Origin of the sequence: Telmatobacter bradus, assembly GCF_048629425.1 — a bacterium.
Classification (GTDB): Bacteria; Acidobacteriota; Terriglobia; order Terriglobales; family Acidobacteriaceae; genus Telmatobacter; species Telmatobacter bradus.
In genome coordinates, this window is the sequence record NZ_CP184532.1 from 3984890 (window position 1) to 4000740 (window position 15851).

Below are 15851 nucleotides of genomic sequence, written 5' to 3' on the forward strand. Positions count from 1 at the left end.
GCGGAAAGGAGTTGCGATGAGCATTATTTTTGGGGTCGGCACTACAGATGAGCAGAGTGTGATGGAAGACCAGCTAAGAGATCTGGCCCAGACAACAAGCCGCTACGCGCCAGACGGAACGTTTATCCGAGTGACAGTCAACGTCGGAATGGGTTTTCAAGCCTTTCACACGCATGAGCGCTCGCGGCTCGAAGCACAACCTCTTGTCGATGATCGAAGCAACATGCTCTGTTTCGATGGCAGGCTCGACAATCATGCCGAACTGCAGAACGCGCTTGATCTGGCGCGCCACAATGTGGCGGATTCAGAAATTGTGCTGGCGGCCTTCGTCCGCTGGGGCGAGGGCTGCTTTGCAAGGTTCATTGGCGATTGGGCGTTGGCGCTGTGGTCGAACGCAGACCGGGTGTTCTACCTTGCACGGGATCATGCGGGAACACGGACGCTTTACTACGAAGTGGCGAAGAACTGTATTCTCTGGGGCACCTACCTCGAAACATTCTTCGTCAATACAAAGCGACGCAATCTCGATGATGAGTATGTTGCATGCTATCTTGCCTGTCAGCCGATTCGCGATCTGACTCCTTATCAGGGAATCCGCGCCGTCCCGGCGGCCCACTATGTGCGCATTCAGGGCGGCAAAATCACGAGTCAGCCGCACTGGAGTTGGATGGTCAAGGACCGGCTCCACTATCAGACAGATGCCCTGTACGAGGAGCAGTTCTTCTCGCTTCTTAAGCAATCCGTTGAACGCAGAACGGGTCCAGGGGCACCGATCCTGGCGCAACTCAGCGGTGGAATGGATTCAAGCTCAATCGTCTGCATGTCCGATCACATCCGCAAACTGCAGGGGGCGGAGCGTGCAGACCTGCTGGATACGGTATCTTATTACGACGATTCCGAGCCGAATTGGAATGAGAAGCCCTTTTTTGAGGCCGTTGAGAGATACAGGGGAAAGAAAGGTTTGCACTTGCCTCTTCCGCTTCTGAGCGAACAGATCGTGTGTGCTCCGGTCCGGTATCTCTGGCCGGGAGCGGATAATGCAACGTTAGACAACGAGCGTAGGTTAATTGAATCCACGGCGTCAACAGATTACAGGGTCGTGCTTTCGGGCATAGGTGGGGATGAATTGCTAGGGGGCGTGCCCACTGCTCTACCGGAATTGGGGGACCTGCTGGTGGCTGGGAGACTGTTCTCCTATCTAAAGAGGGCGATTGACTGGTGCCTTGTTGACAGGACTCCATTGCTGCACATGACAGGACAAACTCTGTGGTTCATATCGCAGCAGTACCGGCAGCCGCGCATCGAAATGCAATCAATACCTTCGTGGATCAGATCTCCTCTGTTGAAGAGACTTGAACAGGTGAACCAATGGGCGCGAGTCTCCGATTCTCAGCCCTGGACGATTCCAAGCCATATTGCCAATGCCCGTGCCGGCCTGGCATTGCTAGAGACGCTCCCGCAGCGTCCTCAACGTCATTTACGCAGATATGAGATTCGCTATCCGTATCTTGATCGTGATTTGGACGATTTCCTTCTTCGCGTGCCTCGGGATAGACTACTGCACCCAGGGAGGCGCCGCGCACTTATGAGGAGTGCATTGCAGAAGATCGTGCCGCACGAAGTCCTTGAGCGGCGCCGGAAAGGGACACGTAGCCGTTCCGTCTTGCTAACGCTGCAGCATGGCGAGCAAGAGATACGACAACTATTCAGAACGTCTTCGCAACAGATTCAGGAACTGGTCGACAGTCATCTTCTTGAAGAAGATGTGATCGCGGCGATTCGCCGGAGCGACCAAGTCAAGATGCCTTTCATAATACGCGCAATCCATCTCCACCTTTGGTATGGCGCGCATAGCTCGTTGATGACTGAACCTGGTGGTTGGGCACAAGGTTCAGTTGCGTCTTAGCGAGCAGAAAAGAGCTTATCGGGGGAGGCATGCATCTCCTGGTAGGAACCAATACAACAGAAGGAGAATCCTTATGAAGTACACAGCGCCACAAATCGTCGACACCTTCGTCGCAGAAGATGTCATCCAGGGACAAATCAAGGCCAGCCCGGATTTCGATGGAGTCGAATGCACGCCGGCGGCCTATGAAGCGGACGAGTAAGCCCAACCGATGAGCAGCCGAAGGGACGATGCTTGCTTCGGCTGCTCGTCTTTATTTCAGATTATTGCAATTTCTTCAACGCCATCCAGCGTGCGTACTGAGCCGATTTTATCGGGTTGGTATCCACGTATCCCTGCAGCCAGAATCGGAACCAATCCACATTGCCTTGTTCTGAAACCATCCGATCCTGAGGTCTTTGAAGAATGTGCTGCGCTCCAGCGATATAGATCAGGTCAACGGGCCGATGTAGCCTGCGCAGTGCGGCATACGTTTCCCACATCGTCAGGATCGAACTTGGATCGATGGCTTCGATGCGTAGCGGCGTCTTGACTTTGTCCATGTGGAAGCTGGGCGAGTAATCGATCCACGACTTGAGGCCGTCCCCGATGGGCAGCGTCCCAACGATCTTCTCGTATTCTCTCGCGAGTGCGGGGCGACCGTCGGCAAATAGCATGTATTGAAGGTAGCCGACATCCATGCCGTCGGCGATCGTCGCAGCAGCGTAGCGGTCTGGATTGCTGATTAAAGCCTGCTCGACATGTCCGCAGGTGCGGCTGAATCCTATAATGCCAACTTTCCGATCATCGATGATGCCGTCTCTGCTCAGCTGTGCGATAGCCGCATCAAACATCTCGACTTGGTCGGAAGCTTCCTGTCGCTCGGAAAAATGAGTGGCATTCCACTGGGTCTGCAAGACGACCATGCCAGCGGATGCCAGCGGCCGGGCAGCCATTGCCGTTGTGTATGACCCATCTGTGATGAAGATGTTCTCCCAGACCCCGTGTGTTTGAATTACGAGGGGATAGAGAGTGCCCGGGCGATAGTCTGGCGGCAGGACGAGAATCCCCGTAGAGGCGTATCCGGTCTTATCGTTCCAATGGTAAAGAGATGCTTTCCCCAGGGCCATCTGGCTCAGTTGGGGGTTGGGAGCCCACAGTTGCTTACTCTCTTCACTACGTGTATCTGAAGCCCAGAGTGCGGGGGGCGTATTGAGGTCCTGCCGGATTGTAAGCGCCACATGGTCCAGTTTTTGGCTGGATAAGGCAGCGTCGTCAGCATCGAAAGCTGTTACTGGATAGGCAGGTAAGACATTCTGAAGGGCCCATTTCCCGTTGAGGCGACGATACCGCTCAACCTGTCCCCACTTGTCGTGCCAGTTGAATCGCAGGGTGATGGTATCCGTGTTTCCCTCCCAGGATGCATCTCGAAGTCTAAGAGGGTGAGGATTCGCGGCTGTGAGGCCGACGTTCACCGCATCCCGTGAGAAAACAACGCACTGAACTTTGTGGGTCGCGATCTCGACATCCGCAACCGCGCAGATCGTCGTTCGCCGCTGTTTCTCGTCTTCATCGACTCCATTGAGTGGTAGAGCTATGTTGCCCAATAAAACCCTCTCGCCGTTCGGCGACCAAACAGCGAGGCTCCGATCCTGCACAGCAAGGGAATCACCACTGGGAGCATCAACAAGAGAGGTTGTCTTGCCGGTCTGAGTGTCCGTTAACATGTATTCTCGAAGCCGGTACCAGTTTTGGGGCGAAACTTGGGTCTGATCGTCTGCTCGAATTCGCCAGGACTCGAAACCTGACATAGGCTTGTAGAAGCTCCACTCCGGCCGGGTATAGGAGACGGAAAGCAGCCGGATTACCAGCCGCCCATCGGGCGAGATGGACAGAACCTCCTGGGAATGCTGAACGTCCTCCTGCTCTTCCTTGTTGATAGGAACAACAGGATGGATTTGGCCCGCCGTTCCGGTCCATAGAGTTGGAACACGATCAATGCTTCCGAAGCCGTGTGTCTCTTGCGGGAACTGGAGAATATCCTCAAGACCCATTCCTGTCACGGTACCGGCACCCGCATTGATAGCCTCGTCTGGTTTCCATGGGACCGTTCTTTTAGGGGGGATGGCTGGCGTTGCCGTGAGAGCGAGGTGGACATTCTGCCGGGCATACTGCTGAACATTTATTGCGTGGGAAGTGATCGCGTGGCATCGATTCGCGGCAATGTCGATTTCATAGAGTCTTCTGCTGGCTCCGGAAACCTGACCCAGGAAGTAAACCTTCCGCGAATCGTCGGACCATTGAACGTCTGAGATCAATGAAGCGTACGATGAATTCGCCTGCAGGGTCGGAACGGCCCTGAGATGCGCAATCGCATGTGGCGTTGTTAAATGTGCCGCGCCCTTGCCATCTAGGAATGCGCGGACTGAGTTGGATGGAATGAGCCAAAGAGTCGATTCGATCTGATTGGTATCGAGGATCTCTCGAGTTGTAACAAACCAGAAGTAACGTCCATTAGGAGAACTCTCTACCCGGAGGCCGTTGCGAAGTCCAGATGGAGTGCTGAAAGTTGTCATAGCAATCGAATCTCTTACATCGAATCTATGCACGGATTGTGTCTGGGAATAACCGTGCGTGATCGCGATCGCGGCGATTGAAAAGCGCAGCATTCCTCGAATGCCTGCGCGCAGGAGTGGGCACATAGCTACCTCGTCATGGGTGGATCAAGCGCTTGGAAGAGAATGGGGCCGGGATCAGTTCATTCAGAACGAAATCTTCGCGGCCAATTGCAGAGAACGGGGACCGCCCTGTTCGTAGAGGGAATTCTGATTTGTCAGTGCGATGTTCAAAGTGTTGTGGGCCTGGCCGAATTGGCTGGCACCAGAGGTCAGGGTGTTATAAATCGCACCGAAGACAGGATGGTTGAGGATGTTGAACGCCTCTGCGCGAAACTGCAGCTTCACCTTTGCGCCGAGGAGGAATTCTCGGCGCATACCAAAGTCGATCTCATTGGCATCGAATCCCCTCAGCAGGTTCCGCGGCGCGTTGCCAAGCGCTCCCGTTACGCCTTCGAAAGCACTGTAGTTAAGTTTCCGCCCTCCGGGAATCACGTCGCGGGGGCCAGAGACGTACAGGGGAACACCGGGGATGAGGTTGGGGCGCGCATATTGCTGGGTTCCATCTGCAGCGACATAAGCAGAACCATAGACATCGACGGGCGTCGCCGAGCGCGCAAACGTTCTCAGATCAAAAGCCCATCCATTGGTAAAGTGGCGGGAAAGCGGGGAGCCGAATGGGCTGAGGTTATACGTGAGAGCAGCTTGGAAGTTCATACGGACATCGAAGTCCGAGTCGCCCTTGAGGAGAGGCTGGTAGTTGATCCAATTGTTTGACCGGTTGTCGATGCTGTGGGACCAGGTCATGGATGCAAGGAATTGCAGTCCATGACTTAATTGCTCCTGGTACTTCGCCTGCATGGAGTGGTAGTTAGACCAGGAACCATTGCTTACCGTATAGAGCCCGTTACCGAGAGAGAAATCTGTATTGATCGTGGAGGGATTGAGAAAGTCAGCGACCGTCAGACGCCTGCCTGCTGAACCAACATAACCTAGAGTGAATGTCCGCGTTCTGCCAAGAGCTTGCTCTACCGACAGATTCCATTGCAGCGTGTATGGAAGCTTGAGGTTTCGATCATAGCCGACCACCGTCTGCGTATATGGAGTCGCCGTGGACGGGGCGGGAGGATTATAGGCAGCATCCGGGAGCGGGAAGCTCAATCCGGAATAGGTCTGTTTCGACGCGAATCCCAAGTATCCAAATCCGATTGCTCCAAGCGTATTGCCTGTATCATAGAAGGCTCCGACGCCGACTCTGAGTACGGTGTCGTGGCCGTCGGCGGTGTGGAGATGAGATGCAAAACCTATCCGCGGAGCAAATCCCCGGTAGTAGGTATTCCACAGTGGCGTTCCTTCGGGTGCAAGTGCGGCGGAGGCTAGATCCGTAATTTGGTTGAGCACCGGCGGAATGCGTCCGTTGCCATTCGATGGCGGCGGATTGATGTCCCAACGTAATCCCAGCGATAGGGAGTTGCGTGGAGAGATGCTCCATTCGTCTTGAACGTAACTCGAAATGTTCCAAAAGATCGGCGCAGGTGGTCTGCCGTTGCTGATGACCTGAGAGGTCTGCGACTGGTTTGTCAGAAATTGTGCGGAACTGGTGTAAAGCATCGTCACTTCGAGTTGGTTAACCACTTGAGTTGTTTCAAGGCGGCGCAGATCGATGCCAGCGCTGATGAAGTGCCGCCCTTTGATAAAGGTCTGCTTGTCAACCAAGTTCATCTGCGTTTGTCCGAAGCGCGTCGTGCTGAGATCGAATCCAGGGTGCGTACCATAGTAGAGGAAGGCTGCGAACTGCTGATACGGAAGAGTTGACTTCGGCAGATAGGTTTGAAGGCTCGATGGAGTTGCGCCGCCGTAGTCGTCGATAGAATTGTGCGATGCGGTTTCCGTCCACGTGTAGTTGTACCGTGCTTCATTGATAAACTTGCTACTGAAGCTGTGCGTAACCCCCGAGGTGAAGCTCCTATTGACCATTGACTGGGTTATTAATTGGGCCAGATCATAGGTGTAGCGGCTGTTCGTATCGGATGGCGAATCGCTGTAGTGAGCAAACAGTTGCGTTTTGTTTCCGATGCTGTGATCAAGACGGATGCTGTTCGTGTCGATGCCAGATGGCAGTGAGTAGGCGCCAGTGAAGTAGGCCAGTCCTGAGATGCCTGATACAGCTTGCCCGTTTGGAATGGGGAAGGCATTCACGATGCTCTGGAGAGCTGCAGGAGTGTTGCTTCTCAACGTTGTGTCCGGGACCTGTACCGTCACTGAGGGCGTCGGGACACGCAGGCGCAGCCCCTCGTAAGAATAGAAGAAGAAGCTGCGGTTCTTGCCGTCGTAAATGTGGGGAATTACAATCGGGCCACCAAGTGTACCTCCGAAGTCGTTCTGACGCTCTGCGGTCTTCTTCGTTGCGGGGCTGGTGTGATCGTTGAACCAGTTGTTCGAATCAAGTGCGTCGTTTCGGAAGTAGTTGAAGACTGTGCCATGCAAGATATTGGCGCCGGCTCGTGTCTGCAGAGCGATTTGCGCTCCTGGGCTCCGGCCGTATTCCGCAGAGTAGGTGGAGGTGTTGATGCGAAATTCTTGGAGGGCATCAATGCTTGCAAGATTCTGTGTTGTGCCAAGCGCCGTCTGGGCAGGTATTGAACCGGATGCGCCGCCTGTGGCAATGCCGCTGCCTCCTACGCCAACATTCGCACTTACGCCATCGACGGTGTAGTAGTTCGATTCGGTGCGCTGGCCATTGACGCTGAATTCACCGCTAAAACCTGGAGCGCTGCCATAGGGTATCGGAACCTGAACAACACCGGGGGAAAGGGAGATCAGGCTTTGCAGGCTCCGCCCGTTCAATGGCATATTCTCGACAAACTGTCTGTCGATGACAGTACTGACAGATGCGTCATTTGTGTTGATGGACGGCGAAACCGCATCAACAGTGATGCTTTCGGATGTCGCCCCGACAGGCAGGGAGAAGTTGAGCGACAGGGCGCTCTGCACATTCAGAACAACATCCGGTTTAATAAGAGTCTTGAAACCGATCTTCGATACTTGGACGTGGTATTGTCCGGGAGGAAGAACGGAAAGGTAGTAGATGCCGGAGCTGTTTGTCTTGGCCGAATAAACAACGCCGGTGGTATCGTTGGCGATGTCGATCTCCGCGCCCACAATGAAAGTGCCAGCGGGGTCAGTCACGCCACCGCTGAGTGTGGCATTTGTAGACTGCGCATTGACCTGAGATATTGAAAGGCAAAATCCGTAGAGAAGGAGGATAATCAGTCGTTTCATGCGGCGGAACTCCAGGGGTGTGAGGATGAATAGGGTTCCTTTCATCTACGGCCAGCCGCTACGAGTTGTATCAATCCCCTCGATCTTTACGGATGATTTGGCTGCACGCGAAGATAGGCCATCAGGATTTGTTTGCCTGTTGGCTTGGCGCTTCCGCCCCGCGGCTCGACGGTGACGAAGACCTTATTCAGTCGCGCAAGGGTCTTCGTGTCGTTAAATCGCAGAACCCATCGTTTTTGTGTTCCATCCTGATAAAACAACCCCAGATTTACGTCCGGCTGCGCATCTCCGCTGCCCCAGGCCTGGAACGTTACCGCCTGCTTATATCCGGCCTGTTTGTCGAGATCGTATCCGTAGAAGACAAGGGATCTGTCTTTTGTATAGAAGATCCGGCCGAAGGGCTTAGCCGTTTGTCCATTATCTTTTACGTCGAAAATGTCGGTGATATAGAGATTCCGTGCCGCGATCAAGTCTCGAATCTCCCGATCGTGAGCGAGGAATTCCTTGTCAAGCGCCAACATGCGATCTTTCTCGTCGAGCGACGCACTCAGTTCTCTAAGCCGTGTTTCGAGGAAGGCTACGCGCGCTACTCGTTCTTGTTCGGCACCGCTCGTCGCTACTGAGTTGGCGTGTAACGACTGGATCTCTGACTGAGCATCTGTGAGTTGCTGGTGAAGTGCATCTCTTTCGTCGCTGGTCTTCTTCCACTCCGTTCGCGCTGCTGCAAGTTGTTGCGTAATGTCGGCCACGGTCAGATTCGCCTGCTTGTATTGTTCCTCGGCAGCGTCGAGACGTTCTCGAAGTTTCTCCGTGTCCAGCGTGGTGGCTTGAGGAGCAGGGGACGGCATAACTCCAGGGTGCGCCGGCACCACGGGTGTGGAAGCTCTCAAGGCGTTTTGCGGTGAGGTCGGTTGCCGTGCTGCATCATTTTTTGACGGAGCAAACTGAAAATAGAGCAAGCTTGAAATGCCCAGAGTGCAGGCCGCAAGCAGCCCGGCCGCCAATGCCCACGGAATCTTTCGCCGGCGTCGTGGTTCCCGCGCGACAGGCGCAGTATTCACTTGCGCCATGAGCCGCCGTTCGGCCGCTTCCAGAGAAAAGCCCGAGGTTTTAGCTACGCTTTCCGGTTCCGCAGCGGCGCTTGCTGCCATGAGGGGAACCACCTCTGCATGCAGACGCTGGTATTCTTCAAACCTTGTCCGGCAAGAATCGCAATAGGCAAGGTGCACCTGGAGGAGTGCCCACTCCTCGTCCGTCAACTCTCCCGCGAAGAATAGGGCACACAGGGCAATGAACTCGTCATGAAATTGAAGGTTCACCGGCTTGGCTCCTGTAGGCAAAAACTGCTTCCTAATATTCTCACTTTGTGCTCACTTTGTTGGGAAAACATAGGAACGCAGTCGTTCAAGGCCCCGGTAATAGTGATTTCTGATGTTTCCCAGCGTCTGGCCGGTTGTGGCCGCTATCTCGCGGAAACTATGCCCTTCAAAGAGATGGAGTTCGAGGGTCTGCAACTGTTCCGTGGATATTTCTCCTCGCAGCCTATCCAACAAGATTTTACCCGCAATCTGATCGATGGATACTTGCCCCTTGGCCGCTGGCGATCGCTCTTCGTCAAGTTCCTGGACGCTGTAGTGATGGCGAACATCCAGGTATCTTCTGCGGTCGATTGCACGCTGGTAAGCCATTTGAATGATCCACGATGCGCCGGAACTCTTCTTGGCGTCAAAAAGCCCCGCCTTCTGGAAGAGGAAGAGAAAAAGCTCCTGGAGAAGATCCTCAGCCTCGCTCTCATCCCGGAGGATGCGGCATGCAACGGAGAAGACGACATGCGCATGTCGCCGGAAGAGGACGGATAAGGCTTCCTGATCTCCCTGGGCGACACGGTTCAGCAGCCGGTCGTCGGATGATTCTCCGGGTTGGTCGGCGGGAGTGGCACAAGACCGCCGTGCTTCCGGCACTGTGGCTGTGCTAACGGTCTCCGCTTCTGGGCAGGATGTGCCCTTGTCTGGCTCCTGAACTCCCGCTCTTTGAGCTAATGCCTCCAGTCCCGCCGCCATCTTCAGGACCTGGGGGGATGAGCTAGGTTCAGTGCCTCTTTCGGGCAAGGTACGGGACAAGTAGAGCGCAGCCTCGGAGCTCATAGAGAACCTCTTGCCGGTTGGGTACGCCAGACGGACTGAAAGCGCATTTCAATTCTGGAGGGGAAACCGCAAATCGACCAGAATCCGTAGTGATACTCGGTGTTTTTGTCTTGCTCGCTTCGCCACACTTGAAAAGTGGCCACGTTACGGAAGTTATTCGGCAAGAAATTGCGTTCCATCCGCAAAGGACGCGGCATGACGCAAGAGACTTTTGCTGAACTCCTCGATATTTCCGTGGACTTCCTGAGCATGGTAGAACGTGGCGTAAGCGCCCCTTCCTTTGAGTCGATTGAGACGTTCTCCATCACATTAGGAGTGCCTGTCAGGGACTTTTTTGACTTCGCTCCCGACAAGCCATCCAAAGCGTAGTCGCCGCCCAATCTAACGACACTATAACCCGTAGTATTGCTCGGTGTCATTAAGAACTCGAGTTGAACACACTCGAATATGTGAAACGGATAGAGCCTGTTCAGCCCAATTTCGGCATCCGTATCAAAAAACTGCGATTTGGCGCGAATATGAGCCAACAGGAACTAGCAGAGCTTTGCGAGCTTTCCGTTGATCAGATTGCCAACATCGAACGCGGCAAGAACTTTGCGAGTGAAACAACCATTGCCATGCTTGCTGCTGCATTCGGAATGGGCAACGACCATCAGAAGCTCTTCGACTACTCTGAAAACGACGCCTTCTTAAAGAGTGGTGGAATGAAATGGCGTGCCGGCAGGCAGCCAAGCGTGCTTCGAGTGCGCAATCGCAAAGTTGATGTAACAATCGAAAAATCTCAGCGCCGACGCAAGAAAAGCTAACCTCCCTCAACCGGCACCTCGTGCTTGCCTCTTTAGCTGCCCTTTCATATGGTCCCAGTGTGCGTGAGAGATTTTAGAACCCTTTCGGAGCACAATTGGACCACGATTTGGATCTGGAATTCCCCTGTTGCTCCAGTCGAGAACCGAATGCTTATCTTTCCGGCTAGACTACCTGTCCGTCTCCGCATCGCAACTTGTTCGGTTGTTTCGTTTGATTTCGATTATTTCTGATATATAATGGCGAGTGAGGTAACGCCTATGCCTGCCGTCGCTTCTCCTATTCCGAGTATTCCCTCCGAAGACGACGTCAAATTGGCGAAAGAAACCAAGAAGATTCTTGCACTGCGCTTGAGTTCGAACATGCCGCTCGACCTGCGTGAAATGAGCATGCCCCAGGAGCCTCCAATCAGGATTCCTGCTCCTGCTGCATATTTGCTCGTTCAGATACTGGACGAGATGAGCCGCGGCAACGCCGTCAAGCTGCTTCCCATCCACGTTGAGCTGACGACGCAGGAAGCCGCCGATCTTCTGAATGTCTCGCGGCCGACGCTGATCCGGCTGCTCAACGAGGGCAAGATCGAGTTTCACAAAGTGGGGACGCATCGCCGCGTTCCATTCAAAAGTGCTCTGGCCTATAAGAGGCAGATCGACGGAGAGCGCAAGGCGGTTCTTGCGGAACTGGTCGCCTATGACCAGGAGTTGGGAATCTGAAGATGGCCGCTGTGCTTGTTGCGTTCTACCACGCCAATGTCCTATATCCGGCGGAACTCCGGGCTTTTTGTGGATTCCCAACCTTCTTAAGAGCAGACCGGATCTCACGCGGGAGAAGTTTGACCGAAATTGAATAATCCCGATGAAGAACCGTATAGAGCGATTCTTCACGGGCTTATTCTGCAAAACTCCGTATTCAACCCGTCTCACTGATTTTCAACAAGCTCTTGATTTTTCCCGACCGTCTTGACCAGCTCAGCGAAATACACCGTGTGGTAATCCTTTTTCGGATAGAATTCCTCATCCACTGCCGGGATAAGAAACCCCGCGCTCTCCATTTGGCCCCGGTAGATTCTGTGAGCGATCACCGTCAGATAAGCGTCCTTGAAGGTGGGAACGCCATCGACAAAGGCCGGGGTCAATCCCGATAGAGCGATCTTGTTGGTATCGCGTCCAGATTGGGTTCCCAGAATGTTGAGCGCATTTCTGTATTTTCTGTCGTAGAAGCTGACAGAGAAGTTCTCGAACTCATCCATGAATTCGTGGGTATAACGTTGCGGGCGAACCAGCACGGTGATCACGGGCTGCTGCCAGATGAACCCGAGGCTACCCCAACTGATCGTCATCGTATTGAAGTGCTTCTCGTTCCCAGCGGACAAAAGCGCCCACTCATTGCCAATATTTTGAAAAGCCTTGGTCACTGCATTATCTGCAATCGAAAATGGCATGGCATGAATCTCTCCTTCTTCACACGAATTATTTCTGTGAACATAGTGCTTACCCTGGAAGGAATCATACTGCTTCCTTGCATCGCCTGTTCAAGCAGAACTGAGTCGTTTATGCCCAGCCAGCGTTGGGAGGCTATTTGCAGGTGGTTTGCATCTCGTTTCTCTGCGGATCATCCAATAAATTATGAAGAGTGGACTCGCGGTTTCGGTACTGGATTTGGTGGGCCTTCAAGCTGGTGAGTCGGCAGGCAGTGCGATTGCCCGATCGGTAGATCTGGCGCAAACGGTTGAGCAGTTGGACTACAAGCGCTATTGGCTGGCCGAACATCATTCCATTGCCGGGCTGGCTTGCTCCGCCACGCCCGTGCTGATCGGGCATATTGCCGGTGCGACGCGGACGATTCGAGTGGGGAGTGGCGGAGTCATGCTGCCCAATCATGCGCCACTGGTGGTCGCTGAAGAGTTTGGGACACTGGAGGCGCTCTACCCAGGACGAATCGATTTGGGATTGGGCCGCGCTCCGGGCGGAGATATTCAAACGATGCATGCGTTGCGGCGCGACTCGCATCAGGATGGAGATGATTTTCCTGCACTGCTAGAGGAACTGCAAAGCTATCTGGGAGAGGAAAAACCAGGACAGGTAGTCAAGGCGATTCCGGGCCAGGGCAGTCATGTGCCAATTACATTGCTGGGTTCAAGCGTATTCAGTGCGCAGTTAGCCGCTGAATTAGGGCTTTCCTTCGCCTTCGCGGCGCACTTTGCACCGCAGTATCTCAATGCCGCCGCTGAACTCTACCATACTCATTTTCAGTCCAGCAAAGTTTTACGGAAGCCGCATTTGATGGTAGCTGTAGCGGTGATTGCCGCGGAGACAGATGCGATTGCGCAGCGGCTCTTCACGACTCCGCAGCAGCGCTTTTTGCGCCTCATTCGAGGCCAGCCTGTAGAGCTGTTGCCGCCGGTCGATTCCATGCAAACACTCTGGCGCAGCGGTGAACGCGAAGCCGTGCAAAGTCGATTGAGCGAGTCCATTGTTGGATCGGAAGCAACAGTGAAGGCCGGAATGGAAAGGCTGGCCAAAGAAACCGGCGCGGATGAATTGATTGTCGTCACTGACACCTATGAGCATACGGACAGGATTGAGTCGTATCGACGCGTGGCTAGTGCTGCCAATACAATCAGCAGGGCGATTGATACAGTGGGTGCAGAAGGTCGATGAACCGCGTGACTTAGCCGAACGCAACGCCGCTCGGAATCAGCGGAACTCGCGTTGATACAGCATTCAGCGCGATCAGGTGTAGCATCTCGCTGACCGTGGTGCAGCAGTCGGGAAGAATTGCAACTTTGTACTTTTCTGCGGATTTCGAGATTGCTGTGTGGGTTACGCAGTTCTGCGTCATCATGCCGCAGATCAACAACTCCTCTATGCCGAGTTCGTGCAGAGTGGCTTCCAGTGTTGTGCAGTGGAAGCCGTCGGCAAATTGCTTGACCACGATGGGAGCTTCGGGTGCAGCGGCTCGGATGAGCGGATGAATCTCGGCACCGGGAGTGCCAGCATTGAAGAAGGGCGCGATTCCTTGCCTACTGTCAGCAATATGTTGCACGAGCACGACAGGCACTCCCGCCGCATGTGCCTTGGCGATCGCCTGCTCGATGTTGGCAAGCGTGGTGTCGATGTTCCAGAGGGGAAATTTCCCCACAGACAGGTAATCGTTTTGCGGGTCGATCACGATCAGTGTGCGTTGACTGGCGGTCATACTGAATCCCTTGTGTTGGATTGTAATCAGATGGGGCAATTCCAGGCTGAAGCTTACCCTATCCTGCGGACAGCAGGTTTTCAAGTCGCTCCAGCAGGATTGTCTCCAACTGCTTCACATGCGGCGCAGGATGGGAGTCGGCCCGGTGCAGAACCAATCCGATGCGAGGCAGCGAGGGTAACCCGTCGAGAACGCTCAGTTGCTTGGGCAATCCCACGCTAGTGCGCACCGTGATTCCCAACCCGGCGCTGACGGCGGCCCAGATGCCGCTCAAACTGGAACTGGTGAAGGCCACACGCCATGGAATGCGCGCCTTGTCTAGAGCCTTGATGGCCGCGCCGCGCATCAGGCACGGAGTATCAAAGGCGACCAGAGGTTGCGGTTCATTGTTGGCGTGGACGTCGGAATCCGCCCGTCCAATCCAGCACATTGGCAGATTGGCCACAACCCGGCTGTGTGGTGTACGGTTCCCCGCATCCCACGCCAATGCAAGGTCAAGATGGCCGCCCGAAACAAATTCGAGCAACTGGGCGCTGCGCGCCACCGTTGTTTCGATCTGCACGCGAGGGTGGGCTCGCGCAAAGCTGCCCAGCGTCTCGGTCAACAACTGTTCGCCAAAATCTTCCTGCAGGCCAATTCTCACGCAGCCCTTGAGTGCGGCGCCGCTTACCGCTTCTGTTGCCTCATCATTCAACTCCAGCAGGCGCTTGGCATAACTGAAAAGAATTTCGCCCGTAGGTGTAAGCAGCAAGCCGCGCCCGGATTTACGCAGGATGGGTAGCACCGCCTGATCCTCAAGCCTTTTGAGTTGCGCGCTCACGGCTGAGGTAGAGCGCCCCAGTCGATCCGCAGCTTTGGCAAAGCTGCCTAATTCGATGCCGAAGACGAAACTGCGCAACACGTCCAAATCAAAGGTTTCCATCGCACCTTAATCATCCACAATAAATGGATCACATGTCAAATATATTCTGATTGTGTGGACTGTGGCTTCCTGCTACGTTCTGATTGTGTTCACTTTTCGAGATGGAAATTGCGAGGATTCGATACCAAGTCATCGGTCCGAAGCAATGAAGGAGGATAGGCTATGCCACTGGTCCGTATTGAGGTTTATCAAGCCACACCGCCCGCGCAGCGTGCGCAAATCGCCAACGAAGTTTATGAATCGATGCGTGAGACGATCGGTATTCCAGAAGGCGACCGTTTCATCATCGTCACTACGCATGATTCCAATGAGCTGATCATCGATCCCAAATACATGGGAATGCAGCGAACGGAACGACTTGCATTGGTGCAGATTTTTCTTAGCAAAGGACGGACAGCCGAACAGAAACAGACGCTTTATGCGCGGATTGCAGAGCGACTGCGGAAGGCTGTGGGCATTGCTCCCGACGATGTCATGATCGTGCTTACAGAGAACTCCATCACCGATTGGTCCTTCGGCAAAGGAGAGGCACAATACGCCCTGAATCCGCCCAGCTGGGTGAAGCTACCCGCGGAAGAATGAATTACAGGTTCTCCGCGTGACCTTCGACAACGGGCGTCACACTCTCTGGAGGCGAAAATGGAAGGAAAAAGCACTGTATACCGGAAAGAGCTTTTGAACTTAGCAATCCGCAAGACGATTACAGCCATCGATGTTCGCGAAATCACCTTCTCTCCGGGCCAGATCACCGGACGCCACAAACACCCTTGCCCGGTCGTCGGCTACATCGTCGTAGGTGGTGCAGAGATGGAAGTAGAGAGAAAGTTGCGACAGGCGCTCCCTACCGGAAGTGCCTTCTACGAACCGGCTGAAGCAGTGATTGCACGCTTCGATAATGCCTCTGCCACCGAGCCTATGAAGTTTGTGGCCTACTATCTGCTTGAAGGAGAGCAGGCGCTGATCGAGATGCTTCCTGCCTGACAGGATCAAGCTGCGCAAAT

General features: G+C 54.3%; 15 protein-coding genes. 8 read left to right on the forward strand and 7 right to left on the reverse strand.

Features of this window, described 5'->3' with window-relative positions; genetic code table 11:
* Positions 1-16 precede the first annotated feature (16 nt).
* Together ACOBR2_RS16380 and ACOBR2_RS16385 are read left to right on the forward strand one after the other, a co-directional pair.
* Positions 17-1906 carry an asparagine synthase-related protein gene (locus ACOBR2_RS16380; RefSeq protein ID WP_420237175.1) on the forward strand — a complete coding sequence of 630 codons (1890 nt, stop codon included), beginning with the start codon at positions 17-19 and terminating at the stop codon, positions 1904-1906.
* 73 nt (positions 1907-1979) lie between these two features.
* On the forward strand, positions 1980-2108 hold the full coding sequence (locus tag ACOBR2_RS16385; protein WP_420237176.1) for a hypothetical protein: 129 nt from the start codon (positions 1980-1982) through the stop codon (positions 2106-2108).
* Between the two features lie 61 nt (positions 2109-2169).
* Here ACOBR2_RS16385 and ACOBR2_RS16390 read toward each other — a convergent pair whose 3' ends face one another.
* The 4 genes from ACOBR2_RS16390 to ACOBR2_RS16405 form a co-directional block, all read right to left on the reverse strand.
* The gene (locus ACOBR2_RS16390) at positions 2170-4587 is read right to left on the reverse strand and encodes a hypothetical protein (protein ID WP_420237177.1); all 2418 of its coding nucleotides are present in this window, start codon (positions 4585-4587) and stop codon (positions 2170-2172) included.
* Positions 4588-4647: 60 nt separating this feature from the next.
* Positions 4648-7782, reverse strand: coding sequence for a carboxypeptidase regulatory-like domain-containing protein (locus ACOBR2_RS16395; RefSeq protein ID WP_420237178.1), 3135 nt, complete (start codon positions 7780-7782; stop codon positions 4648-4650).
* Between the two features lie 86 nt (positions 7783-7868).
* Positions 7869-9101, reverse strand: coding sequence for a hypothetical protein (locus tag ACOBR2_RS16400; RefSeq protein ID WP_420237179.1), 1233 nt, complete (start codon positions 9099-9101; stop codon positions 7869-7871).
* A 51-nt stretch (positions 9102-9152) separates the two neighbouring features.
* The gene (locus ACOBR2_RS16405; RefSeq protein WP_420237180.1) at positions 9153-9926 is read right to left on the reverse strand and encodes an RNA polymerase sigma factor; all 774 of its coding nucleotides are present in this window, start codon (positions 9924-9926) and stop codon (positions 9153-9155) included.
* A gap of 135 nt (positions 9927-10061) precedes the next feature.
* Between ACOBR2_RS16405 and ACOBR2_RS16410 the strand changes: the two genes are divergently transcribed.
* The 3 genes from ACOBR2_RS16410 to ACOBR2_RS16420 all read left to right on the forward strand — a co-directional run bounded on the left by ACOBR2_RS16410 (position 10062) and on the right by ACOBR2_RS16420 (position 11443).
* Entirely contained in the window at positions 10062-10295 is a 234-nt protein-coding gene (locus tag ACOBR2_RS16410) for a helix-turn-helix domain-containing protein (protein WP_420237181.1), read from the forward strand.
* Positions 10296-10357: 62 nt separating this feature from the next.
* On the forward strand, positions 10358-10732 hold the full coding sequence (locus ACOBR2_RS16415) for a helix-turn-helix domain-containing protein (protein ID WP_420237182.1): 375 nt from the start codon (positions 10358-10360) through the stop codon (positions 10730-10732).
* 237 nt (positions 10733-10969) lie between these two features.
* Positions 10970-11443, forward strand: coding sequence for a helix-turn-helix domain-containing protein (locus ACOBR2_RS16420; protein ID WP_420237183.1), 474 nt, complete (start codon positions 10970-10972; stop codon positions 11441-11443).
* A gap of 206 nt (positions 11444-11649) precedes the next feature.
* Here the strand turns inward: ACOBR2_RS16420 and ACOBR2_RS16425 are convergent, their stop codons facing one another.
* Positions 11650-12171, reverse strand: coding sequence for a flavin reductase (locus tag ACOBR2_RS16425; RefSeq protein ID WP_420237184.1), 522 nt, complete (start codon positions 12169-12171; stop codon positions 11650-11652).
* Between the two features lie 184 nt (positions 12172-12355).
* On the opposite strand from ACOBR2_RS16425, the gene ACOBR2_RS16430 reads away from it, so the two are divergent.
* Positions 12356-13390: an LLM class flavin-dependent oxidoreductase gene (locus ACOBR2_RS16430; RefSeq protein ID WP_420237185.1), complete on the forward strand. Its 1035-nt coding sequence runs from the start codon at positions 12356-12358 to the stop codon at positions 13388-13390.
* A 10-nt stretch (positions 13391-13400) separates the two neighbouring features.
* On the opposite strand, the gene ACOBR2_RS16435 is transcribed toward ACOBR2_RS16430, so the two are convergent.
* Both ACOBR2_RS16435 and ACOBR2_RS16440 read right to left on the reverse strand, forming a co-directional pair.
* Positions 13401-13928: a cysteine hydrolase family protein gene (locus ACOBR2_RS16435; RefSeq protein ID WP_420237186.1), complete on the reverse strand. Its 528-nt coding sequence runs from the start codon at positions 13926-13928 to the stop codon at positions 13401-13403.
* A 58-nt stretch (positions 13929-13986) separates the two neighbouring features.
* Positions 13987-14850, reverse strand: a complete 864-nt coding sequence (locus tag ACOBR2_RS16440) for a LysR substrate-binding domain-containing protein (RefSeq protein ID WP_420237187.1) — start codon at positions 14848-14850, stop codon at positions 13987-13989.
* Positions 14851-15012: 162 nt separating this feature from the next.
* On the opposite strand from ACOBR2_RS16440, the gene ACOBR2_RS16445 reads away from it, so the two are divergent.
* Together ACOBR2_RS16445 and ACOBR2_RS16450 are read left to right on the forward strand one after the other, a co-directional pair.
* Positions 15013-15432: a tautomerase family protein gene (locus ACOBR2_RS16445; RefSeq protein ID WP_420237188.1), complete on the forward strand. Its 420-nt coding sequence runs from the start codon at positions 15013-15015 to the stop codon at positions 15430-15432.
* 93 nt (positions 15433-15525) lie between these two features.
* Positions 15526-15831, forward strand: coding sequence for a hypothetical protein (locus ACOBR2_RS16450; protein WP_420237189.1), 306 nt, complete (start codon positions 15526-15528; stop codon positions 15829-15831).
* The last annotated feature ends 20 nt before the right edge of the window (positions 15832-15851 follow it).